The organism is Brevibacillus sp. NRRL NRS-603, assembly GCF_003013445.1.
Taxonomy (GTDB): Bacteria; Bacillota; Bacilli; order Brevibacillales; family Brevibacillaceae; genus Brevibacillus; species Brevibacillus formosus.
Genome location: NZ_PXZN01000014.1, coordinates 18,553 through 38,262, shown reverse-complemented (window position 1 = coordinate 38,262; position 19,710 = coordinate 18,553). Strand labels below are relative to the sequence as shown.

Here is a 19,710-nt window from a genome sequence, read left to right as displayed (position 1 = left end):
TTTTCAGCAACTGTGTAAAACCGTGAAAAACGGTCTTGTATAGGCGATAGTCCAATCATCTTTGAGCATTCGCACATACAGTATGACTAGTTGCTGGCAAAGGAGGGAAAGCGAATGAGTCTGTTTAACGGAGGATTTGACGACTTTGCTTTAATACTGGTGTTGTTCGTATTGCTCGTTATCGTTGCTTGCTCTTGCGACTAACGAAAACACTGGGTAGCTTCGCCAGGAGGGAGAGCGATTTTTCGCTCTCTCTTTTGTTTTTGCATAAAAAAGCCCTCGCCAACCAAAGAGGGCGAGGGCTAGGGGGAGACATATCTTATCCGAGGCGATCATGTACTTGCCTTTTTACACTGGACATTTGTCGGTCGGATAATTTGACACCAACCGCCTTGCTGACTTTTTTAATCAGCTCGCTTAATTTCTTGTCATCCTTCAAGTCTTTCATGGAGAAGTCTTTTGCCAGCGAACGTACATCACCCATCGTCCATTTTTTCTTGCTTTTCTTGTTGATGGATTTCAATAAATCACGTGGACTGCCCTTCGCTTTGAGCTTGACTTTTGCCTTTGCTTTTCCTTTTGCTTTTGCCATGATGCTTCGCTCCTTTCGAAAGAATACACCTGCCCTATGCAGTTATATGGAAAAGCAAGGGAGTTCGCTTGGACAGATTCACTCCGCGATTCGCCTATTTTGCTTAACGTTGTGCAATGGCCCAAACCCATAGGGGGAGCCGTGACATAGGATGAGTCAGAACGATGCATGACAGGAGGCTAGTGGGTTGAAAATTGTCAGCTTTCATCGGGATACGCCATTTACCGAGATACTGTCAGATTTGAAAACCAAGGTTCTGACCAAAACCGAGAGACTTCCATGGCGATGCTATGATGACCTTTCTTGCTTGTGTGTCAAAGAAAAGATTTTTGAGCAGCATGAGGAGCTTTTTCGAAGGTATAAAGCGATGGTGGAAGAGAACATTACCGTAAACGTTCATGCGGAAGGGCAGGATGAGATACCGTGGGGCGTGCGATATGTGGGGGCACAAAGACTGTGGCGAAAGGGGCGTGGAGCAGGCGTCAAGGTCGCTGTCATCGATACGGGAATCTCCCGCGATCATTTTGATTTGAAGGATCAAATAAAGGGTGGCATCCAGCTCGTGCGCGGCAAACAAAATGGACACGGTACGCATGTCGCGGGGATCATCGTAGCCGAGATGAACCAAAGAGGAATTGTCGGGGTGTCTCCAGAGGCTCATCTGTATGACGTCCGTGCTTTTGATTATGAAGGTCAATCATCTTTGTCTACCATTTTGCAGGCTCTGCAATGGTCGATTGCCAATAAGATGGATGTGATCAACATGAGCTTTGGTATGCCCCAATACAGCGAAGCAATGGCGAGAGCAGTTGGTCGGGCCCATCAGCAAGGAATCGTATTGGTAGCTTCTGCAGGCAACGGAGGGGGCGAAGCGGAGTATCCAGCCCGGTACGATGGCGTCTTAGGGGTTAGCGCGATTGACCAAACGGGAAAATTGGCGTCGTTCAGTGCGAGAGGCAAGGGAGTAAATATGAAGGCACCCGGGGTTGATATTTTGTCTACGTGGCCGGGCAATCAGTTTAAAAAGCTGAATGGTACTTCGATGGCTGCCCCGCATGTGGCAGGGCTGAAGGCGCTAGAAATTGGTCGCAAGCGAAAAAAAGCATAGCGTTCCACGAAAAAACAGCTCCAAGGCTAAAAAAAGCCAAGGAGCTGCTGGATTTTCATAAACGAATTATTGATGGATTTTGGTGTCATGGTCTTGCTGGACACGGAACCATATATTAAGATCGTTAATAACACTGGCCAATTCGTGAATCTCACTGTTCAATTCGCAAGATCTTACGAAATTTTCTTCTTCGGACATTTGTTTGGTTTTCTCAATGATAACCTTCTCTACCCGGTGTATTTGATCCGGAATGGTTGCGCGGATTTCTTCCCATTCCAGCAACATGTCCGCTCTTTCTACAGTCGAATAATCTTCCCATTCCAAATGCAGCACGGGAAGTCGTATACCTAGCCGTTCATCAAGGATAAATTGATAGCGCAAAGGTGAACTCACTCCTCTCCACCTCCATCATACCAAAAATGAATCGGTACGGGGAGAGAAATACACACGAAAGGAGCAACCATGTCAAAGGGACGTGTTCTTATCGATGCGGATGCTTGTCCGCGCCAGGCTCTCTTAACTGCCCAAGCATTGTGCAAGGAGCTCGACTGGATCTGTTTGACCTTTGCCAGTTATAATCATCAAATTGGAAACGCCAATCATGTGACGGTAGATGCCGGCCCACAAGCGGTAGATATGAAGCTGGCAAACGAAACGACTGCAGGGGATGTCGTGGTGACGCAGGATATTGGTCTGGCAGCTCTCATCCTCGGGAAGAGAGCCCATGCCCTGACGCCGCACGGAATGGTTTTTGACCCTGAACGGATAGCGTTTCATTTGGAAGAACGGAATGAAAAAGCCAGATATCGACGCGGGGGAGGTCGTACGAAAGGGCCTGCTGCTCGCACGCGTGAAGATGATCAGCGATTTGCTGAGTCCTTGCGCTTTTTGATGGAAAGAGGAGATCAACAATGAATCAGACAACTAGAAAAAATGGATATGTAGGAGGAGCACTAACGTTTGCTGTTCTTGCTATGATCATGTTTGCCCTTTTTGTAGCGGGGAGTGTGGCAGGTATGGATCAAGCTGCCATTGCATTTGCGGAGTCGATTCGCTCTGATGTTGGGACTGCTTTTTTTCGATTGATAACCAATCTGGGCGGAGGCATGTTCCTTGTACCAGTAGCGGTGATGATGATTGTTGTCCTATACATAAAGAAATATCGTGTGGAGGCAATGTTTGTTCTCATTTCCCTCGGTGTCAGTGAAGTCGCAAATGAGCTCTTAAAGCTGTTCTTTGCCAGACCTAGACCGAGTGGCGTCAATCTGATTGAGTTGCCGGAGTCCTTTTCGTTTCCGAGTGGCCATGCGATGATTGGACCAGCCTTTTATTGCATGGTCGCGTCTTGGATTGCCCAATGGTTTGCGGAGAAAAGATGGTCGTCGCTTGTGCAGCCTGCGGTTTTTCTTTTCGTGGCAGTGCTCGCGTTCAGCCGTGTGTACTTGGGCGTTCATTATTTGAGTGATGTGCTTACCGGCTTTTTTCTGTCAATGTGCTGGTACTTCCTCCTCCGTCTTGGCTATGAAGAATGGATGGGGAGACGAAGCACGGTCGTCGACCCCATACCGCATTCCAGATAATCACGAAGCTAAGTGGAATACCCTAATTCACTCATTAAACTCAGCCATTTTTCTACGCTGGGTTTATTTTTTTTGTCCTTTGGCAAAACGATGTACGCCGACCGTTTGGGAGGCTTATTGCCTGTTATGATCAGTTCCTTCAAAGTACCTGCCGCAAGCTCGGCTTTGACGGTAGAGCGCGTTAACAAGCTCACGCCGAGACCTTCTTTGATCAGATCGATAGCGAGCTCCGCTTTGTCTACTGTCAGCTTGGGTACGTAATTACGCGGCAGTGTCTGTCTAATCCACTCGTTAAAAGGAGGGCCCCAATTCATGTACAGCAGCGGCAGATTGCGCAGCTCGCGCGAATCGACATGTGTAAATGCGGCAATGGGGCTCTCTGGACAGCAAACCAAGACAATTTCATCATCCCACGTCGGAATGACGTCAAAGTTAGGCAAGGATGGGGGAACGTATACAATTCCGATTTGAAACGTTGTCCAGCAAATACTGGATAACATCGGACGAGTGGCCTGTCTTTGTGCTGATCGCAATTTGCGGATACCGATAGTGGTACTCTTTCAAGATCGGCTCGAGGGTGGAAGTCCAGATCGCGTTTAAGCTGCCGATTGATAAATAGTCTTCATAAGGCTGGAGGGAAGCGACTTCATTTAAGGCTTCATGGGACAGTTTGAGGATTCTCTCAGCATACGGTAAAAGGGTTAAGCCTGCTTGGGTAATTTCAACACTTCTTTTATCACGAATGAAAAGAGGTTTGCCAACTTTTTCTTCCAGTTGCTTGATTCGCATTGTCACCGTAGACTGGACTAAGTGGAGCATTTCCGCAGCCTTGGTGAAATTTTTCGTTTGGGCCAATGTGTAGAAAGCGCGTAATTGTTCGAAGTCCATACAGTTGGAATCCCTCTTATCTAAATATTTGATTACCATATACAAAAATGTTCGTTTCCCAAATTATACCCTGTTCGCTAAGCTGGGGATATCCTTATTTCATGTGGGCTATCGGGAGAGCGAGGGGTATTGGAATGAAGTGGGAATGGTGGCGAGAAACGCCCTTTTCAGTGAAGCTCTTGTTAAGCACATCTTTTATGATGAATATGGGTTTTTATGCCTTAATCCCGTATCTTACTTTGTATTTGACGGGCAGCATCGGATGGACACTGGCGATGGCAGGGATTGTCCTGAGTGTCAGACAGTTCTCCCAGCAAGGTCTTGCCTTTTTAGGCGGTGTGATCGCGGATGCATTCGGATACAAAGGGGCGATGTTCCTTGGATTGGGCGTACGTGCCGTTGGATTTGCGATGTTCGCTTTTTGTACCGAGACGTGGCACTTTTTTGTTGCCGCGATTCTTTCCGGATTGGGTGGGGCGTTGTTTGAGCCTGCTTGCTCTGCTGCCTATGCGATTATCACCCCCGAAGCCATTCGAAAAGAAGTTTTCTCCCTTCGCAATGTACTTGGTAATATTGCGGTAGTCGGTTCCCAAATCGTAGGGACAGCACTCTCGGCTATTGATTTTACGTATATTTCGCTGTTTGCAGGGGCCGTTTTCGGAGTGAATGCCATCGTGATCTTCTTTTTATTCCCACCGATTCGCGCCACGAATACACGGCATAGTATATGGGAAAGTATGTCCACGGTAGTGAAGGACAAGCTGTTTGTACGATATACCTTTATTTTGATGGGGTATTACTACTTGAATATGCAGGTGTTCTTAACGATACCGCTGTTTGTTGAAAATGTTACGCATAGCAAGGTGAATGTAGGGATCGTGCTTTCTGCGCTTTCGCTGTTTGTGATCCTATTTCAAATGAAAGTGACACAATTGCTGGAGGGTTATCAGCAAAGGCTTACCTTGATTGGCATCGGGACGTTGTTTATGAGCGTGGGACTATTTTTGTTCACGTTTGCCGACTCATTGTGGCTCATTCTCTTGGATGTGTTCCTTTTTGCACTGGGTACTATGATTGCTGTTCCGAATCTGGTCGATGTCGTTCCCCGTTTTGCTCCCAAGGACTTGGTGGGTGCCTATTACGGCTTCAACGGGTATTCGATTGCCATCGGGGGTTCATTCGGACAGGTAGCGGGAGGATGGGTGTACGATGTGGGGCTGCGCTTGCAAACGCCGTGGCTGCCGTGGACCATTTGTTTGGTCATCGGGTTTTGGGTGGCCTGGATGCTGCATCGCATGGAACAACAAACCGGACAAATCGGGAATGATCTAAAGAAAATAGCTCGCTCATAAATATTTTTGGGCGAAATGAAACATTTTCCATCGTTCATACGTATATAACGATAGAGAAGATTGGCGCAAGAAAGTGAGGGAATTTTATGGAAGATATGAAAAAGCTAAAGCGCATGTTGCTGGTAACGAGTTCCCTTGGATTTGCAGTCTTTGCCATGGTAGTCGTTACGGAAATTGTCCGAATCTCATTGTAGCATTGCCAAGCCTAACGCATCGCATATAAAACATGAAAAGCTTGCGGTCCCTTCTTGAAAGTAGGGGCTGCAAGCTTTTCTTTTTGATTTACGCTTCGAGTTTCTTTTTAAAATGGAATTGATACACGCATATTGCTCCAATCATGAATGGAACTCCGCAGTACAAGGCGATACGCTGTTCTGGATCGAATGCCAGACTCACGAGAACGAGCAAGTTCAAGATCAAGGAGATCAAAGGCAGTACAGGGTACAAAGGTGTACGGAACTTCAGATCCTCCAGCTTGCCGCCATTTTTCAGGTAATGGCGACGGAAAGCGAGCTGCGAAGCGGAGATGGAGATCCAACCCACCTGTGCGCCGAGACCAGCGATAGACAGCAATACCATGAACACCGTATCCTCTGCAAAAATACCGGACAGAAGAGACAAGAGAGCAATGGCAAAAGTAATCAACAAAGCGTTCATCGGAATCCCTTTTCCATTTACGGCTCCAAGCTTTTTCGAAGCCATTCCTTCTTTGGACAGGGAGTAAAGCATACGAGTTGCTGCGTACAAACCAGAGTTGGCCACAGACAGAAGTGCTGTCAGGACAACGAAGTTCATAATGTCAGCTGCATAAGGAATCCCAATGCTGTCAAATACGACGACAAACGGACTTTCAATCACACCTGCCTGTTGGTGTGGAATCATCCCTGCCACAATGGCAATCGCCAGAATGAAGAAAACGAGTGTGCGCCAAACTGTCGTACGAATGGCCTTTGGAATCGTCTTCTCTGGATTCTCACTCTCTCCAGCCGCAATCCCGATTAGCTCGGTACCTTGGAAGGAGAAGTTCACGGTGATCATCGTCATCAGCAAGCCTGTAATTCCAAAGGGGAGAAGCGGGCTTTCTGTAAAGTTGGTGAACATTGGCGCAGGCTGACCGTTTTTCAGGTCGATAAGGCCAAACATCGCAGCTCCACCCAAGATGATGAACAAGATGATAGCGCTTACTTTAATGCTGGAAAACCAGAACTCAGATTCACCGAACGCTCGAGCAGATAAAGCATTTAATAAGAAGAGCACTACACCGAAGATTGCGCACCACATCCAAACAGGTGAATCAGGGAACCATCGTTGCATCAGCAATCCCGCTGACAACAATTCCAAAGCAACCGTCACGGCCCATCCTAGCCAATACAACCAGCCTACACCAAACCCAAGTGCGGGGCTAACAAAGCGGGTCATATATGTTTGGAACGAACCTGCCACTGGCATGGCAACTGTCAGCTCGCCCAGACATAGCATAGTCAGGTACATGATAAAGCCGCCGACTAAATAGGATAGAATGGCACCAACTGGTCCTGCCTGACTGATTGTATAACCTGATCCGAGAAATAACCCGGTTCCGATTACGCCCCCAAGTGAAATCATAAAAAGGTGTCTGCTGTTCATCGTGCGTTTCAATTGATTGTGCTGATCCATGTTGCTTTGGGACATATAACCCTCTCCTTCACGCGAGTATGTTAAATGGATGTATGCGTTTTCAGCGCGATAGCCATATATGCTCTGCAAGAATGATACCAAATGAAATACTTTATGAAAATATTATTTTTGAGGTAGATACTGGCAAAAAGCGCAAAATGATTCGGCAGGTTGATGCAAAATAATTAAAAAAACGCCAAATCTCTTGGCGTTTATTAAAAATGATAAGGTAATAACTGGACTGATAGAAATGAAGTTAACAAGCTTTTAAAAGGGAACGATGAACCAACAAAACTGTCGAGAAGAAAAAGCGCAGGGCTCGTAGACCTTGACAGCGCCTACCCAGTCGGAACTTCAAAAAGGGGACTACGCTTGTCGAACACTTCTTCTATGAGAAACGTCCGCCCGTAGGGTGGCTTTGGATCGACGGGCACCTTTTTGATGTGTAGACGAGCAGTGAATCACCCTTGCAGGCGTGTCAGAGTCGAAGAGAACTGTGCTTTTTCTTCTCCTCCACAATGTTGACTCAAACCAAAATGCGCTTTAATGGTACTCTTTATCCCTTGATTCCCAACTTACGCAAACGATATTGCAAACTTTGACGACTGATTTGTAATTCCTTGGCTGCTCGTGAAATATTTCCGTTATAGCGTTCCACAACATGGTGGATATATGCTGTTTCAAATTCTTGCATCGTTTCCTTCAACGGCTTTCCTTCGTCAACAAAAGGCAATGCGGGAGGGGAGGGTTGCTCGATCGTTACAGAAGCGGCTGGCATACGACGCAAAAAGTGTAAAGGCAAGTGCTCATAACGGATGGTTGATTCGTCAATCATCAGATTCATGGCCCCCTCAATCAAGTGCTGAAGCTCACGCACATTGCCAGGCCAGTCATGCTGAATAAAAAATTGCAGAACCTCGTCACTGATGCTTCTTACCTCCATTTGGAACAGCTCATTGTATTTTTCGATAAAATGGCTGACCAGCATCGGAATATCTTCCTTGCGTTCCCGAAGCGGGGGGAGAAATAACGTGACGACTCCGAGGCGGTAGTACAGGTCTTTTCGCAAATGAGAATTGGCGATTGCCTCAACAGGATCTTCATTGATAGCGGCAATGATTCGTACATCAATCGATCGATCCTTTGTGTCACCAATACGTCTAATTGACTTCTCTTGCAGAGCACGCAACAATTTTGCCTGGAGTGGCATACTAAGCGAGTTGATTTCGTCGAGAAAAAGTGTTCCGCCTTCCGCTTGCTCAAACAATCCAGGCCGCTCTACTGCGCCGGTAAATGCTCCGCGAGCAGTTCCAAACAAAAGCCCTTCGATCAAGCTATCCGGAAGTGCAGCGCAGTTTTGTGAAATAAGGGGACCAGATGCACGCAGACTGGCATTATGAATGCTTTGCACGAACAGCTCTTTCCCGGCACCAGTTTCACCGACTACCAAAACGGATGAGGAGGTGCGTGCTGCGCGTTTGGCATTTTCTATGACATCGAGAATAGGACCGCTTCTCCCGATAATGTGCTCGAATGTGTAGCGTGACCCGTTTTTTTGCAGCAGGTTTTCTCTGATCAATCGCTCCATTTTGGTAACATCGTTTGCGATTTCCATTGCGCCGATGACCTTACCATTTTCAATGATGGGGTAAGTATTGTTGATGGTTGAGATTTCCTTTTGCTTGTCGTTGAAATACGTTTGTCGTGTATTGCGAATGCTGTTTCCGGTACGCAAGCACGTGAGCAAGGTACTTTCTTGTCCAGACGGGAACTGAAAAACCTCTGCCAAAGGTTTGTGCAAAACGTCTTGTCTGGTCATCGATTCCAGCTCGGTCATTTTTGAATTGTAGACAATCGTTGTCCCATCCGAATCGATGACATGTACACCTTCATTCATTCTGTCCAAAATATGTTCATAAATGCGCAGGAGAGTGTCAGCTGAAGCATTATGCATAGAAGACGACAACATGGTCACCAGCCTTTCCTTATGAGGGTATCATAGCATAAAGGGAATGAGTGCAAAAACATTATGCACTGCAAAAGAATATGAATACCAGATGCAAAAATTTTTTGCTCGTCTGACTCAATTGGATCGACTTTGTGGGTTTTTTCTATTTGGCATCGTTCTTGCTAGATAATTTTAGCAAGTGATCTTGAAGGAGGCTAACGACATGAGTAAAACAAACGTGGTTATTGAACAAACAGAAAAATTTGGTGCGCACAACTATCATCCGCTACCGATCGTTATTTCCAAAGCAGAAGGCGTATGGGTACACGATCCGGAAGGCAATAAATATCTGGATATGCTGAGTGCATATTCTGCGCTGAACCAAGGACATCGTCATCCACGTATCATCCAAGCTCTGAAAGATCAAGCTGATAAAGTAACGCTCACTTCCCGTGCTTTTTACAATGACCAACTGGGTGAATTCTACGAAAAGCTCTCTGCGGTGACAGGAAAAGAAATGATCCTGCCAATGAACACCGGTGCAGAAGCAGTAGAGACAGCACTCAAAGCAGTTCGTCGCTGGGCTTATGATGTGAAAAAGGTACCAGAAAACCAAGCAGAAATCATCGTATGTGAAGGCAACTTCCATGGACGTACTGTCACAGTGACTTCTTTCTCTTCTGCAGAAGAGTACAGACGTGGCTTCGGACCATTCACACCGGGTTTCAAAATCATTCCTTATGGTGATATCGAAGCGCTTAAGCAAGCGATTACACCAAATACAGCAGCATTCATGCTGGAGCCGATCCAAGGCGAAGCAGGAATCATCATTCCGCAAGAGGGCTTCTTGAAGCAAGCACAAGAGGTATGTAAAGCAAACAATGTACTTCTGGTCAGCGATGAGATCCAAACAGGCTTTGGTCGCACAGGTAAAATGTTTGCCAGCGATTGGGAAGATGTAGTACCAGACATGTACATCATGGGGAAAGCTCTTGGTGGTGGCGTGTTCCCGATCTCCGCAGTAGCAGCAGATAAAGAAATCTTGAGCGTATTTGAGCCAGGCTCCCACGGTTCTACCTTTGGCGGAAATCCACTGGGTTGTGCAGTTGCCATCGCAGCTATGGATGTATTGGCTGACGAAGGTCTTGTACAGCGCTCCCTGGAAATGGGCGCATACTTCATGGAGAAATTAAAAGAAATCAACAACCCGATCATCAAGGAAATTCGCGGTCGCGGTCTGTTCATTGGCTTGGAGCTGACTACAGCGGCTCGTCCATATTGCGAAAAACTAAAAGAACTGGGACTCTTGTGCAAAGAAACACATGAGACAACCATTCGCTTTGCACCACCACTCGTTATCAGCAAAGAAGATCTGGATTGGGCAATTGATCGCATCAAGCAAGTTCTGCACGTGACAGAAGCTGCAAACGCATAATAGCAACAACGAAAGCCATCCTGTACAGGGTGGCTTTTTTTAGTGGGCTCATTATAACAGAATAGTCTCATCATTCGTTCGACAAATTTCGACTAACTGTGGATAAAAGGAAAAAAACATCCACAAAGGAAATGCTTGGATGCTTATAAGTTACACACAATTTGCCCACATGTTACCAACAAGATGTCCACATTGGCTGTGGATATCCGAACGGTTGTTCGATACAAATGCTTCTGTTACAATGGGCTCATATTAAAGATGGAGGTGAGCAAAGGTGAAATACTTAAGTGACCAAATGTTGATAGAAGTATATCATCGAGCTGTCGACCTTCAACTAGATGCAGCTTTTATCGAATTGCTTCGCGAAGAACTACAGCATCGGAATATCCGTATCACGCAGTTCAGCGCCTAAGAGGAAAATCATCACGCATACGTAACATATGGCAAAAGCCATCCTCTTTTACCGACGGAGGATGGCTTTTGTTATCTTATGCTTGCTCCGTAATAAACTCGAAAGCAGTAATTCCTTTAATCGGTTCTTCATTAGCAAGCAATACTTCGGGCAAATAAAAGTACACAGGACCATCCTCTTTAATAGGCTTGCCGTCCTTGGAGAATTGCAGGATGGCCCTTCTAGCCTCTGCAAGTGGAAGAACGATCGCTTCCTGATTCTCGCGGTGAAGACGGACATGAGTCACCTCTGGTAGGGGCTCAGCGTTTATAATGAAGGGATCAAGACGAATTCCGTACTCACCCTCTAGCACCTTACGTTCTTCAGCTAAGCTTTTTCGTTCGGAAGGAAGCGTAGCCCCTTCGCGTAATTCCTTATCCCACTGCGTACCCGTGCCAGCCAGATACTTAGCTTGGGTAGCAAGCGAGTTATCATCTTCGCCCGAGTATGTTTTCAGATCAAATTTGCGTTCATCAAAAACCCAAACGGTTGGATCCAATGTAATAGGGAAAGCAATAGCTCCTTTGAACACGATAACATCAGACATACGTCATTCCTCCGTGGTCGTTCATAATCAATCTCTATATTACTATAGACTCGCAAATGACAGCAATTATCCAAAAAGCGAAAATTTCATAAAATAGTCTAAAAATTATTGACATGTAATTTATAGAATATATAATCTTATTAGAAAGTTATTATGTGAGAGTGAATTTTGCCTGAGCTATTTGAACTCCTACTGAAAAGTTGGAGTCAGATAAAAGGCAGAGTGTACAAGCCTTTCGAATTTTGGAAGGGCTTTCATGAAGAGTAGGATAGTCACTTCGTCTTTCTCCCGCTTAACCATCAACGACGATGAGCGCTAGAGAAGGAAGGCCACATCATTCATCCCGAGGATGGTTGCAAAGTCGCAGGAACATTCAGGGAATTCAAACGACTTAGGGGGCGGAACTATGGCGAAAGGCACGAATGTGCAAGTAGATCTGATGAAGCAAAAAGGTATTCTAAAGTGGATTGAAACAGTAGGGAATAAGCTCCCGCATCCATTTGTACTATTCATTATTTTGTGTGGCATTTTGATGGTAGTCTCTGCAATTCTCGCAGCCATGGACTTTTCGGTTATGCATCCTGCAAAAGGCGAAGCGGTTGCCGTTAAGAGTTTGCTTAGCGTCGAAGGTATTCACTGGATTTTAACGAGTATGCTGAAAAACTTTATTGAATTTCCAGCACTTGGCCTCGTTCTGGCGATGACGCTTGGAATTGGACTGGCAGAAAAAATCGGTCTTTTGACGACAGTTCTACGCAAAATGATGGCAGGCATTCCGGCAGCGGTTGTCAGTTATGCAATTGTTTTTGTCGGTATTTTGGGAAATCTTGCTTCTGATGCAGCCATGGTTATTATTCCTCCGCTTGGCGGTCTCGTGTTCTTGGCAATGGGGCGTCACCCGATTGCAGGCTTTGCAGCTGGTATGGCTGGTGTATCCTCCGGTTTTACAGCGAATTTTTTCATTGCCGGTACAGATGCTCTTTTGGCAGGGATTAGTACCGAAGTAGCGAAAACGATTGATCCGAATGCAATGGTTACACCAGTAGATAACTGGTTCTTCATGTCTGCTTCCGTTGTCATCCTCGCTTTCTTTGGAGGATGGATTACCGATAAAATTATCGAACCGCGTCTTGGCGCGTATCACGGAGATCGAAACGTACAATTCGAAGAAGTAACTCCCCAGGAAAACAAAGCACTGCGCAAAGCCGGTATCGCAGCGTTGATTTTCGTAGTGATTGTAGGATTGCTGGTCGTTCCGGAAGGTTCATTGCTGCGCGATCCAAAGACAGGTGACTTCTTGACCTCATCGTTTTTGAAAGGGATCATTCCTATCATCCTGCTGTTCTTTGTGACCGTATCGTTTGTATACGGTAGAGCAATGGGACTGATCAAAACATCGAAGGACATTCCGCATTACATGTCCGAAGCCATCAAGGATATGTCCGGCTTTATTGTGTTAGCGTTTACAGCTGCACAGTTCATCGCGTTCTTTAACTGGAGCAACATTGGTATTTTGATGGCTGTCAATGGGGCAGAATTCATGACAAACATGGGCTTGACAGGCTTGCCGATCATTATTGCCTTCACCCTTTTCACAGGAATCTGTAGCTTGTTTATCACGAGTGGTTCAGCGCTGTGGGCGATTCTCGCGCCTGTATTCATGCCAATGCTGATGCTGCTGGATTACAATCCGGCGTTTATCCAAGTCGCTTATCGGATAGCGGACTCTGCAACCAATACAATCTCACCTGTGAATCCGTACATCCCGCTCTTCCTGGCTTTCTACCAGAAGTATAATAAGAATGCAGGTATGGGAACGATTTTCTCTACCATGACTCCATTTGCAATCGTTTTCCTGGTCGTTTGGATCTTGCAATTGACAGCATGGTACTTCCTCGATCTCCCATTTGGTCCTGGCGTATACGTTCGCTAGTCTAAATAGAGAGTCGCTCATGAGGGCGGCTCTTTTTTTCGTACACGAGAAGCTTGGACAATTGGAAAAAGACGGTTTATGCTGTGGGTATGTATGTGAAGGGAATAAGGGAGGGAAAGAACGTGTACGATTTTGATCAGCGAATTGAACGCAGAGGGACAGACAGTGTCAAATGGGATATTCAGAATCCAAAAGTGAACGGAGAAGGGATGCTTCCGCTGTGGGTGGCGGATATGGATTTTGCTTGCGCTCCTGAAATCACGGAGGCACTGATCGAACGGGCGAGTCACCCGATATACGGATACACGTTGAAGTCAAATGCCCTTTATCAGAGCTTGAAAGAGTGGATACACAAGCGATTTGATGTAGATGTAGAAGTGAGCTGGATGACAGGGATACCTGGGGTGGTTCCCGGCATTCATGTAGCAGTAGAGGCTTATACAGCCCCGGGGGATGGAGTCTTGATCCAGACGCCTGTGTACCATCCTTTTTATCATGCAGTTGAAAATCGCGGGCGTTATGTGGTTACCAGCCCACTCTTGGAGCGTGACGGCCGGTATGAAATGAATTGGGATGATCTCGCACAAAAGCTGAGCGACCCGCGGGTGAAGCTCATGCTGCTTTGCACACCGCATAATCCGATTGGGCGTGTATGGACCAGAGTAGAGCTGGAGCGCTTGGGAAGATTGTGTGTAGAAAATGGCGTGCTTGTGGTTGCTGACGAGATTCATTCGGATTTGGTCTATGAGCCAAATGTTCATACGCCTTACTATTCACTGGCACCGGAGTTGGCAAACCAGAGTGTGACCTTCCTTTCAGCCGCTAAAACGTTTAATTTGGCTGGTCTGTACACTTCCTATCTGATGACAGAAAATCAGCAGTTGTTGCGGAGCTTCCAGGTCACTGCATCCAAAATGGGCTATGAAAATTTGAATTTGTTTGGGATGGAAGCAACGATCGCTGCCTACCAATATGGAGAAGCCTGGCTGGAAGAACTGTTGATCTATTTACGTAGGAATGCTGCCTATGTGCATGAGTTTTTATCGACTCGTATTCCTGGGGTTTCCATGGCAATTCCGGAAGCAACATACTTGGGTTGGATGGATTTTAGACAGTTAGGATACAGTCAGGTGGAGTTGAACAAGCTCATTCGTGAGGAGGCAAAGCTCGGTTTGCACGATGGCACGACGTTTGGGCGGGATGGTGCAGGCTTTATGCGAATCAATTTTGCTTGCCCAAGATCGATTCTAGTCGAAGCGATGGAACGATTGGAGCACGCTGTTCAGAAGTAGGGGAAATTTGACATGGGTCATGCAGAAATCTACAATCGAATCTGTATACATCGACGTAATAGACTGAGGGGTTTTTCAATGGATTTGACACAAGCGTCCAAACAATTGGAGCAAGTACGCAACCAATCACTTGAGTATACACACAAGGGGAGTGTAGCCTCTTACATCCCTGAATTGGCAAAAGTCGAACCGCATCAATTGGGAGTGGCTGTATGCTTGCCAGATGGGACGATCCTTTCTGCCGGGGATGCAGATGTGCCTTTCTCAATGCAAAGCATCTCCAAGATTTTTTCTCTGATCGTGGCCTTATGCCAGAACGGGAAGGATTACGTGTTTCGGCATGTGGGGAAAGAACCAACGGGAGACCCGTTTAATTCGATTATTAAGCTGGAGACGACCGAATCCCATAAACCGTTGAACCCGATGATTAATGCAGGAGCCATCGCGGTTGCTGGTATGATTCGTGGTGCCAATGTGGACGAGCGGCTAGATGCTGTGCTGGCTTTGATGCGGAAAATGACAGGGAATCCTCTTCTTTCTATCAATCTAGCAGTTTATTGTTCAGAAAAGAAAACGGCTGATCGCAATCGTGCCCTCGCTTGGTTTCTAAAGGACAGCGGCATTCTGGAAACGGATGTAGAAGAGACGCTTGATCTGTATTTTCGCCATTGCTCGATAGAAGTGACAGCGAAGGACGTAGCTACATTAGGGATGGTGCTTGCCGCAGACGGAATTCTCGTGAATACGGGTGAGCGAGTGATTCCGGAGGAGGTAGCGCGAATCTGCAAGACCTTTATGGTGACTTGTGGAATGTACAATGCCTCTGGTGAGTTTGCGATTGACGTAGGAATCCCTGCGAAAAGTGGGGTTGCCGGCGGTATTATGGCAACAGTGCCACAGCGTATGGGGATTGGTGTGTTCGGTCCGTCGTTGGATGAGAAAGGAAATTCGGTAGCCGGTGTCAAGCTGTTGGAGCTGCTATCAAAAGAGTGGAAGCTTGGTATCTTTTAGCTTCTTGCAGTTGATCTGTCTTCTCCCCTTTTCAAATGGCCCAGAATCGCGTACTATGTATGATAAGGATGGAGGCAAACGGAGGGATAGGTTTTGACAGAAATTAAGGTTCCCGATCTGGAACAAAAAGCGCTAGCGTTGCTTCAAGCAGACGCCGACAAAATTTACAAGCTGATCGACGTACAGATGGAAAACCTGACCATGCCGCAGTGCCCACTGTATGAAGAAGTGCTGGATACCCAAATGTTCGGGCTTTCTCGTGAAGTAGAGTACGCGGTCCGCTTAGGACTGATTAGCGAAGACATTGGTCGAGAAATTATGGGTTCATTGGAACGTAAATTGGCCCATCTTCATGAACTGTTTAATCAAAAGTAAGGCGAGGAGAGCGGAGATTATCCTCGCTTTTCATTTTGTTGAAAGAAAAAACACTTGCCTATTTCACCTATTTATATTAAATTAAATTCTATAATTTTTTATTAATTTCGAAATGCAATGACGGAGACTAGTATGCGGAATCACCGCTTTTCAGGGAGAAGCTGCCTTAGACTGAAAGCAGCTTTGAAGCGCGCCCCGTAGAATTCCCTCCTGAGCAGCCCTCTTAATGGCTTCTTGCCTAGTAGGAGGAATCGGGTCATTCCCGTTATCAATGATGGAGAGAAGTGCGTAGGGAATCTGTATCCCGTGCACTTAATCAGGGTGGTACCGCGAATAACTCGTCCCTTTTTTGGACGGGTTTTTTTATTTAGCGCAAGAAGCCCAACAAACCGAATCATAGAAACAAAGCAAGGAAAGAGACTAGTAAACGGACCTGCTGCATAACAGGGAAGGCTGCCATAGACTGAGAGCAGCCTGATGTAAGCCCCGTTGAATTCACTCTTGAGCTGACCTCTGAACGCAGGCGCCGCCAGTAGGAGAGTCCGGGTCATACCCGTTATCAATGACGAAGCGAGGCATCGCCTATAGGGGATGTCTAAGTAGGGTGGTACCGCGAGAAATAACGAACTCGTCCCTTTTTGGGGCGGGTTTTTTTGTATCCATTTTTGAGCAGTAAAAGAAAATATTTGGAGGGTGAAAAACTATGAAACAAGCCGAACAATGGACGAGCAGGCTCGGCTTCATCTTGGCAGCAGCAGGCTCGGCGATCGGACTGGGGGCCATTTGGAAATTTCCATATATGGTCGGAACGAGCGGTGGTGGAGCATTCTTTCTCCTATTCATCATCTTTACGCTAGCAATTGGTCTTCCGCTGTTGTTAGGAGAATTCACAATCGGCCGCAGTACTCAAAAAGAGGCGATCAGTGCATATAAAACAGTTGCGCCAGGGTCACTCTGGCATTGGATCGGTCGCCTTGGGGTGGTCACTTGCTTCTTGCTCTTGTCCTTTTACAGTGTAGTGGGAGGATGGATTCTTAGTTATCTTCTTCGCGGGTTTACTGGTCAATTGCAAGGGCCAGCGTATGATAAAGTGTTCGGTGACGTTATCGGTGATCCTATTGGTGCAGTAGTTGCCCAGTTGGTTTTCATGCTCATTACTGCATGGGTAGTAGCGAGAGGCGTATCGAGTGGAATTGAGTCCGCTAACAAGTACATGATGCCTGGCTTGTTCCTTTTATTCATGGTATTGATGGTTCGTTCCTTGACGTTGGATGGGGCGATGGAGGGGGTTTCCTTCTTTCTGCGTCCTGATTTTTCCAAGCTGAGTGCGGAATCGATCCTGTACGCGTTGGGTCAATCCTTTTTCGCGCTGAGCGTCGGGGTGTCCGTCATGGTCACGTACAGCTCGTACCTTGCCAAAAACGAAAGTCTGGTTCGTTCTGCTGGTTCGATTGTCAGTTTGAATCTGCTCGTATCACTGTTTGCCGGTTTGGCGATTTTCCCTGCCGTTTTCTCCCTCGGTGTAGAGCCAACAGCAGGGCCAGGATTGCTGTTTATCGTACTGCCTTCTGTGTTTGAAAAAATTGCCTTCGGCAGCATTTTTCTGTTAATCTTTTTGGCTCTTTTCCTTTTCGCTACACTGACTTCGGCTTTTTCGATGCTGGAAATTATTGTTGCTTCCCTTGCAAAGGGGGACGAAGCCAAGCGCAAGCGCCTCGCATGGGTAGTAGGTCTGTTGATTTTTATCGTCGGTGTCCCGTCAGCTTTGTCATTCGGTGTATGGAGCGAGGTTACGCTGTTCGGTAAGGCTATCTTTGACGCGATGGACTTTTTGGTCAGCAATATCTTGATGCCGCTGGGAGCTCTGCTCATTGCGATCTTCGTTCCTTTGAAAATGAAACGCGAGACCTTGATCAACGAGCTGGGGGCGCATACTCCACTGGGCAAACGCCTGTTTATCATTTGGCTTCTCCTGATTAAATATGTAGCACCTATCGCGATTCTCGCAGTGTTCCTGCAAATGCTGGGTATCTGGTAAAACAACGAAAGGCTTCGCCACGCTAGGATGGCGGAGCCTTTGTTTTGTTCCTGCTCCCTACGCGAAGAAAAAGACCGTACCCAAAATAATATACACTGTCAACAGAAGTACGCCTTCAAACCAGTTCGTAGCGCCATCCCTTGTGATGGAAATCGTAATAAAGGTAGCAACTCCGATCGCAGCCAATTCAAAGGAAGTGAACACGATGTCCATCGGATTGCCTAGCAAGAGACTGAGAATGACGAGAGTAGGGGCTACGAACAACGCGATCTGCAAGCTGGAGCCGATCGCGATCTCGACTGCAGCACCGATGCGTCCTTTTAGTGCCAAAAGCAAGGCAGCGCTGTGCTCCGCCGCATTCCCGATGATCGCAATGACAAAAGCACCTACGAATAACTCTGACCACCCTAACGATTCGGAGACATGATGCACTCCCTCTACCAGCCATTCCGAGACAACGGCCACGAAAAAAGTGGAGACAGCAAGCATCAAGAGAGAGACGCCCTTTGACCATACCGCATCACTTTCTTGCGGCTCGATATCCGATAAAAAATCGCTGTGGGTAATCATTGAAAAGATGAGCCACAAAATGTAGGCAATGATGAGCAGGCTGGCGATGACGATGCTGATGATCTCCACCTTGATCGCAGGCAGATCGAACATGAAGACTGCCGGTATGAACAAAGCGACGATTGCGAGTGTCATCAGGGAAGCATTGTGACTTGCCAGTCTGCTATTGAAGGTTTGTTCCTTGTACTTAAGACCGCCCAGTAACGTACTCAAGCCGAGAACCAACAGCATATTTCCGATGATCGCTCCCGTAATAGAGGCTTTGACCATATCGAACAAGCCTTCTTTCACCAGAAAAAAAGCAATAATGAGTTCTGCGGCATTTCCGAAGGTAGCGTTAAGAAAGCCGCCGATTCGGTCCCCAGCATAATGGGCGACGCTCTCTGTCGATTTTCCGAGCCAAGCCGCCAAAAAAATGATGGCAAGTGAAGCAGTGGCGAATTGGAGCATTTCATTTCCAGAAAAATAGTGGGCGTAAAGGGCTAACAGCATGCTCCCGCCAACTAATGAGAAAAAGAGTTTCAAGTTCATTTCATCACCTCAGCAGTTTTTACTCATCCCTAAAACCTTATAGGTATAGAGTTCCTGTTCTGGACAAAACTAACCATGAACTAGAAAAGGGAGGTGTTTTTTTATGACCCAGCCTTTGTTGTGCCCGACATGTAAATCAAATCGGATGAGGTTCACTGTTATTGAACAGACCCCTCGCTATATAAGACTGGACCCACAGTCAGGCGAAGTCGTAGCAGAACTCCATCAAGACCAGCTCGATATGTTTCACCAGCCGTACAAAGGTGAGAACTACATGATACAATGTGGAGTTTGCGGGACCACAGAACCGGAAGAACGATTCGTCAAGATGGCTCAGCATATGCAATCACAGCGTTCAAAATGAAAACGAAAAGGAAAGCAGGCACGCAGTTTACCACTGTCG

The 19,710-nt window shown here is 46.6% G+C and carries 19 protein-coding genes, 1 pseudogene and 2 other annotated features; of the genes and pseudogenes, 13 read left to right on the top strand and 7 right to left on the bottom strand.

Features of this window, described 5'->3' with window-relative positions; translation table 11 throughout:
- Positions 1-114: 114 nt before the first annotated feature.
- On the top strand, positions 115-204 hold the full coding sequence (locus tag C7R94_RS14450; RefSeq protein ID WP_100169674.1) for a YjcZ family sporulation protein: 90 nt from the start codon (positions 115-117) through the stop codon (positions 202-204).
- A 115-nt stretch (positions 205-319) separates the two neighbouring features.
- On the opposite strand, the gene C7R94_RS14445 is transcribed toward C7R94_RS14450, so the two are convergent.
- Positions 320-592 carry a stage VI sporulation protein F gene (locus C7R94_RS14445; RefSeq protein WP_106782176.1) on the bottom strand — a complete coding sequence of 91 codons (273 nt, stop codon included), beginning with the start codon at positions 590-592 and terminating at the stop codon, positions 320-322.
- A gap of 187 nt (positions 593-779) precedes the next feature.
- Here C7R94_RS14445 and C7R94_RS14440 point away from each other — a divergent pair, with 187 nt between their 5' ends.
- Positions 780-1,700, top strand: coding sequence for a S8 family peptidase (locus C7R94_RS14440; protein WP_106782174.1), 921 nt, complete (start codon positions 780-782; stop codon positions 1,698-1,700).
- 66 nt (positions 1,701-1,766) lie between these two features.
- On the opposite strand, the gene C7R94_RS14435 is transcribed toward C7R94_RS14440, so the two are convergent.
- Entirely contained in the window at positions 1,767-2,093 is a 327-nt protein-coding gene (locus C7R94_RS14435; protein ID WP_047068769.1) for a hypothetical protein, read from the bottom strand.
- Between the two features lie 69 nt (positions 2,094-2,162).
- On the opposite strand from C7R94_RS14435, the gene C7R94_RS14430 reads away from it, so the two are divergent.
- Both C7R94_RS14430 and C7R94_RS14425 read left to right on the top strand, forming a co-directional pair.
- Complete coding sequence (locus C7R94_RS14430) at positions 2,163-2,615, top strand: YaiI/YqxD family protein (RefSeq protein ID WP_106782172.1); 453 nt, start codon at positions 2,163-2,165, stop codon at positions 2,613-2,615.
- On the top strand, positions 2,612-3,280 hold the full coding sequence (locus C7R94_RS14425) for a phosphatase PAP2 family protein (RefSeq protein WP_106782170.1): 669 nt from the start codon (positions 2,612-2,614) through the stop codon (positions 3,278-3,280). Before C7R94_RS14430 ends, C7R94_RS14425 begins: the two co-directional genes overlap by 4 nt.
- 8 nt (positions 3,281-3,288) lie before the next feature.
- On the opposite strand, the pseudogene C7R94_RS30995 reads toward C7R94_RS14425, so the two are convergent.
- A pseudogene (locus C7R94_RS30995) lies at positions 3,289-4,168 on the bottom strand (LysR family transcriptional regulator).
- A 134-nt stretch (positions 4,169-4,302) separates the two neighbouring features.
- On the opposite strand from C7R94_RS30995, the gene C7R94_RS14415 reads away from it, so the two are divergent.
- Positions 4,303-5,520, top strand: coding sequence for an MDR family MFS transporter (locus C7R94_RS14415; protein WP_185746353.1), 1,218 nt, complete (start codon positions 4,303-4,305; stop codon positions 5,518-5,520).
- Positions 5,521-5,802: 282 nt separating this feature from the next.
- On the opposite strand, the gene C7R94_RS14410 is transcribed toward C7R94_RS14415, so the two are convergent.
- Both C7R94_RS14410 and C7R94_RS14400 read right to left on the bottom strand, forming a co-directional pair.
- Positions 5,803-7,191 carry an amino acid permease gene (locus C7R94_RS14410; protein WP_106782167.1) on the bottom strand — a complete coding sequence of 463 codons (1,389 nt, stop codon included), beginning with the start codon at positions 7,189-7,191 and terminating at the stop codon, positions 5,803-5,805.
- 541 nt (positions 7,192-7,732) lie between these two features.
- Positions 7,733-9,145 (bottom strand): sigma-54 interaction domain-containing protein, encoded by a 1,413-nt coding sequence (locus tag C7R94_RS14400; protein WP_233220572.1) that lies wholly within the window; start codon positions 9,143-9,145, stop codon positions 7,733-7,735.
- A gap of 202 nt (positions 9,146-9,347) precedes the next feature.
- Here C7R94_RS14400 and C7R94_RS14395 point away from each other — a divergent pair, with 202 nt between their 5' ends.
- Together C7R94_RS14395 and sda are read left to right on the top strand one after the other, a co-directional pair.
- On the top strand, positions 9,348-10,559 hold the full coding sequence (locus tag C7R94_RS14395) for an ornithine--oxo-acid transaminase (protein ID WP_106782162.1): 1,212 nt from the start codon (positions 9,348-9,350) through the stop codon (positions 10,557-10,559).
- Positions 10,560-10,833: 274 nt separating this feature from the next.
- On the top strand, positions 10,834-10,971 hold the full coding sequence (sda, locus tag C7R94_RS14390; RefSeq protein WP_007725857.1) for a sporulation histidine kinase inhibitor Sda: 138 nt from the start codon (positions 10,834-10,836) through the stop codon (positions 10,969-10,971).
- A gap of 76 nt (positions 10,972-11,047) precedes the next feature.
- On the opposite strand, the gene C7R94_RS14385 is transcribed toward sda, so the two are convergent.
- Positions 11,048-11,557: a molybdopterin-binding protein gene (locus C7R94_RS14385; protein WP_106782160.1), complete on the bottom strand. Its 510-nt coding sequence runs from the start codon at positions 11,555-11,557 to the stop codon at positions 11,048-11,050.
- A gap of 406 nt (positions 11,558-11,963) precedes the next feature.
- Between C7R94_RS14385 and C7R94_RS14380 the strand changes: the two genes are divergently transcribed.
- From C7R94_RS14380 to C7R94_RS14360, 5 genes are all read left to right on the top strand, one after another.
- On the top strand, positions 11,964-13,490 hold the full coding sequence (locus C7R94_RS14380) for an AbgT family transporter (RefSeq protein ID WP_106782157.1): 1,527 nt from the start codon (positions 11,964-11,966) through the stop codon (positions 13,488-13,490).
- Between the two features lie 122 nt (positions 13,491-13,612).
- The gene (locus C7R94_RS14375; protein ID WP_106782154.1) at positions 13,613-14,782 is read left to right on the top strand and encodes a MalY/PatB family protein; all 1,170 of its coding nucleotides are present in this window, start codon (positions 13,613-13,615) and stop codon (positions 14,780-14,782) included.
- Between the two features lie 78 nt (positions 14,783-14,860).
- Complete coding sequence (gene glsA, locus C7R94_RS14370) at positions 14,861-15,793, top strand: glutaminase A (RefSeq protein WP_106782152.1); 933 nt, start codon at positions 14,861-14,863, stop codon at positions 15,791-15,793.
- A 93-nt stretch (positions 15,794-15,886) separates the two neighbouring features.
- Positions 15,887-16,168, top strand: coding sequence for an Fpa/YlaN family protein (locus C7R94_RS14365; RefSeq protein ID WP_007725848.1), 282 nt, complete (start codon positions 15,887-15,889; stop codon positions 16,166-16,168).
- Positions 16,169-16,276: 108 nt separating this feature from the next.
- Positions 16,277-16,517, top strand: a binding site (T-box leader).
- A gap of 52 nt (positions 16,518-16,569) precedes the next feature.
- Positions 16,570-16,807: a binding site (T-box leader), on the top strand.
- 64 nt (positions 16,808-16,871) lie between these two features.
- Positions 16,872-18,206 carry a sodium-dependent transporter gene (locus C7R94_RS14360; RefSeq protein WP_106782149.1) on the top strand — a complete coding sequence of 445 codons (1,335 nt, stop codon included), beginning with the start codon at positions 16,872-16,874 and terminating at the stop codon, positions 18,204-18,206.
- 57 nt (positions 18,207-18,263) lie between these two features.
- Here the strand turns inward: C7R94_RS14360 and cax are convergent, their stop codons facing one another.
- Positions 18,264-19,307, bottom strand: coding sequence for a calcium/proton exchanger (gene cax / locus C7R94_RS14355; RefSeq protein WP_047068779.1), 1,044 nt, complete (start codon positions 19,305-19,307; stop codon positions 18,264-18,266).
- A gap of 103 nt (positions 19,308-19,410) precedes the next feature.
- On the opposite strand from cax, the gene C7R94_RS14350 reads away from it, so the two are divergent.
- A complete protein-coding gene (locus C7R94_RS14350) occupies positions 19,411-19,671 on the top strand; it encodes a hypothetical protein (RefSeq protein WP_047068780.1) in 261 nt (86 codons plus the stop codon).
- Positions 19,672-19,710 lie beyond the last annotated feature (39 nt).

What these genes read in the sequence shown, in the direction of transcription:
- C7R94_RS14400 (WP_233220572.1), bottom strand. Translation starts at nt 9,145, where the DNA reads ATGTTGTCGTCTTCTATGCATAATGCTTCAGCTGACACTCTCCTGCGC.
- C7R94_RS14350 (WP_047068780.1), top strand. Translation starts at nt 19,411, where the DNA reads ATGACCCAGCCTTTGTTGTGCCCGACATGTAAATCAAATCGGATGAGG.
- C7R94_RS14360 (WP_106782149.1), top strand. Translation starts at nt 16,872, where the DNA reads ATGAAACAAGCCGAACAATGGACGAGCAGGCTCGGCTTCATCTTGGCA.
- C7R94_RS14445 (WP_106782176.1), bottom strand. Translation starts at nt 592, where the DNA reads ATGGCAAAAGCAAAAGGAAAAGCAAAGGCAAAAGTCAAGCTCAAAGCG.
- C7R94_RS14450 (WP_100169674.1), top strand. Translation starts at nt 115, where the DNA reads ATGAGTCTGTTTAACGGAGGATTTGACGACTTTGCTTTAATACTGGTG.
- cax (WP_047068779.1), bottom strand. Translation starts at nt 19,307, where the DNA reads ATGAACTTGAAACTCTTTTTCTCATTAGTTGGCGGGAGCATGCTGTTA.
- C7R94_RS14395 (WP_106782162.1), top strand. Translation starts at nt 9,348, where the DNA reads ATGAGTAAAACAAACGTGGTTATTGAACAAACAGAAAAATTTGGTGCG.
- glsA (WP_106782152.1), top strand. Translation starts at nt 14,861, where the DNA reads ATGGATTTGACACAAGCGTCCAAACAATTGGAGCAAGTACGCAACCAA.
- C7R94_RS14430 (WP_106782172.1), top strand. Translation starts at nt 2,163, where the DNA reads ATGTCAAAGGGACGTGTTCTTATCGATGCGGATGCTTGTCCGCGCCAG.
- C7R94_RS14380 (WP_106782157.1), top strand. Translation starts at nt 11,964, where the DNA reads ATGGCGAAAGGCACGAATGTGCAAGTAGATCTGATGAAGCAAAAAGGT.
- C7R94_RS14425 (WP_106782170.1), top strand. Translation starts at nt 2,612, where the DNA reads ATGAATCAGACAACTAGAAAAAATGGATATGTAGGAGGAGCACTAACG.
- C7R94_RS14385 (WP_106782160.1), bottom strand. Translation starts at nt 11,557, where the DNA reads ATGTCTGATGTTATCGTGTTCAAAGGAGCTATTGCTTTCCCTATTACA.
- C7R94_RS14415 (WP_185746353.1), top strand. Translation starts at nt 4,303, where the DNA reads ATGAAGTGGGAATGGTGGCGAGAAACGCCCTTTTCAGTGAAGCTCTTG.
- C7R94_RS14410 (WP_106782167.1), bottom strand. Translation starts at nt 7,191, where the DNA reads ATGTCCCAAAGCAACATGGATCAGCACAATCAATTGAAACGCACGATG.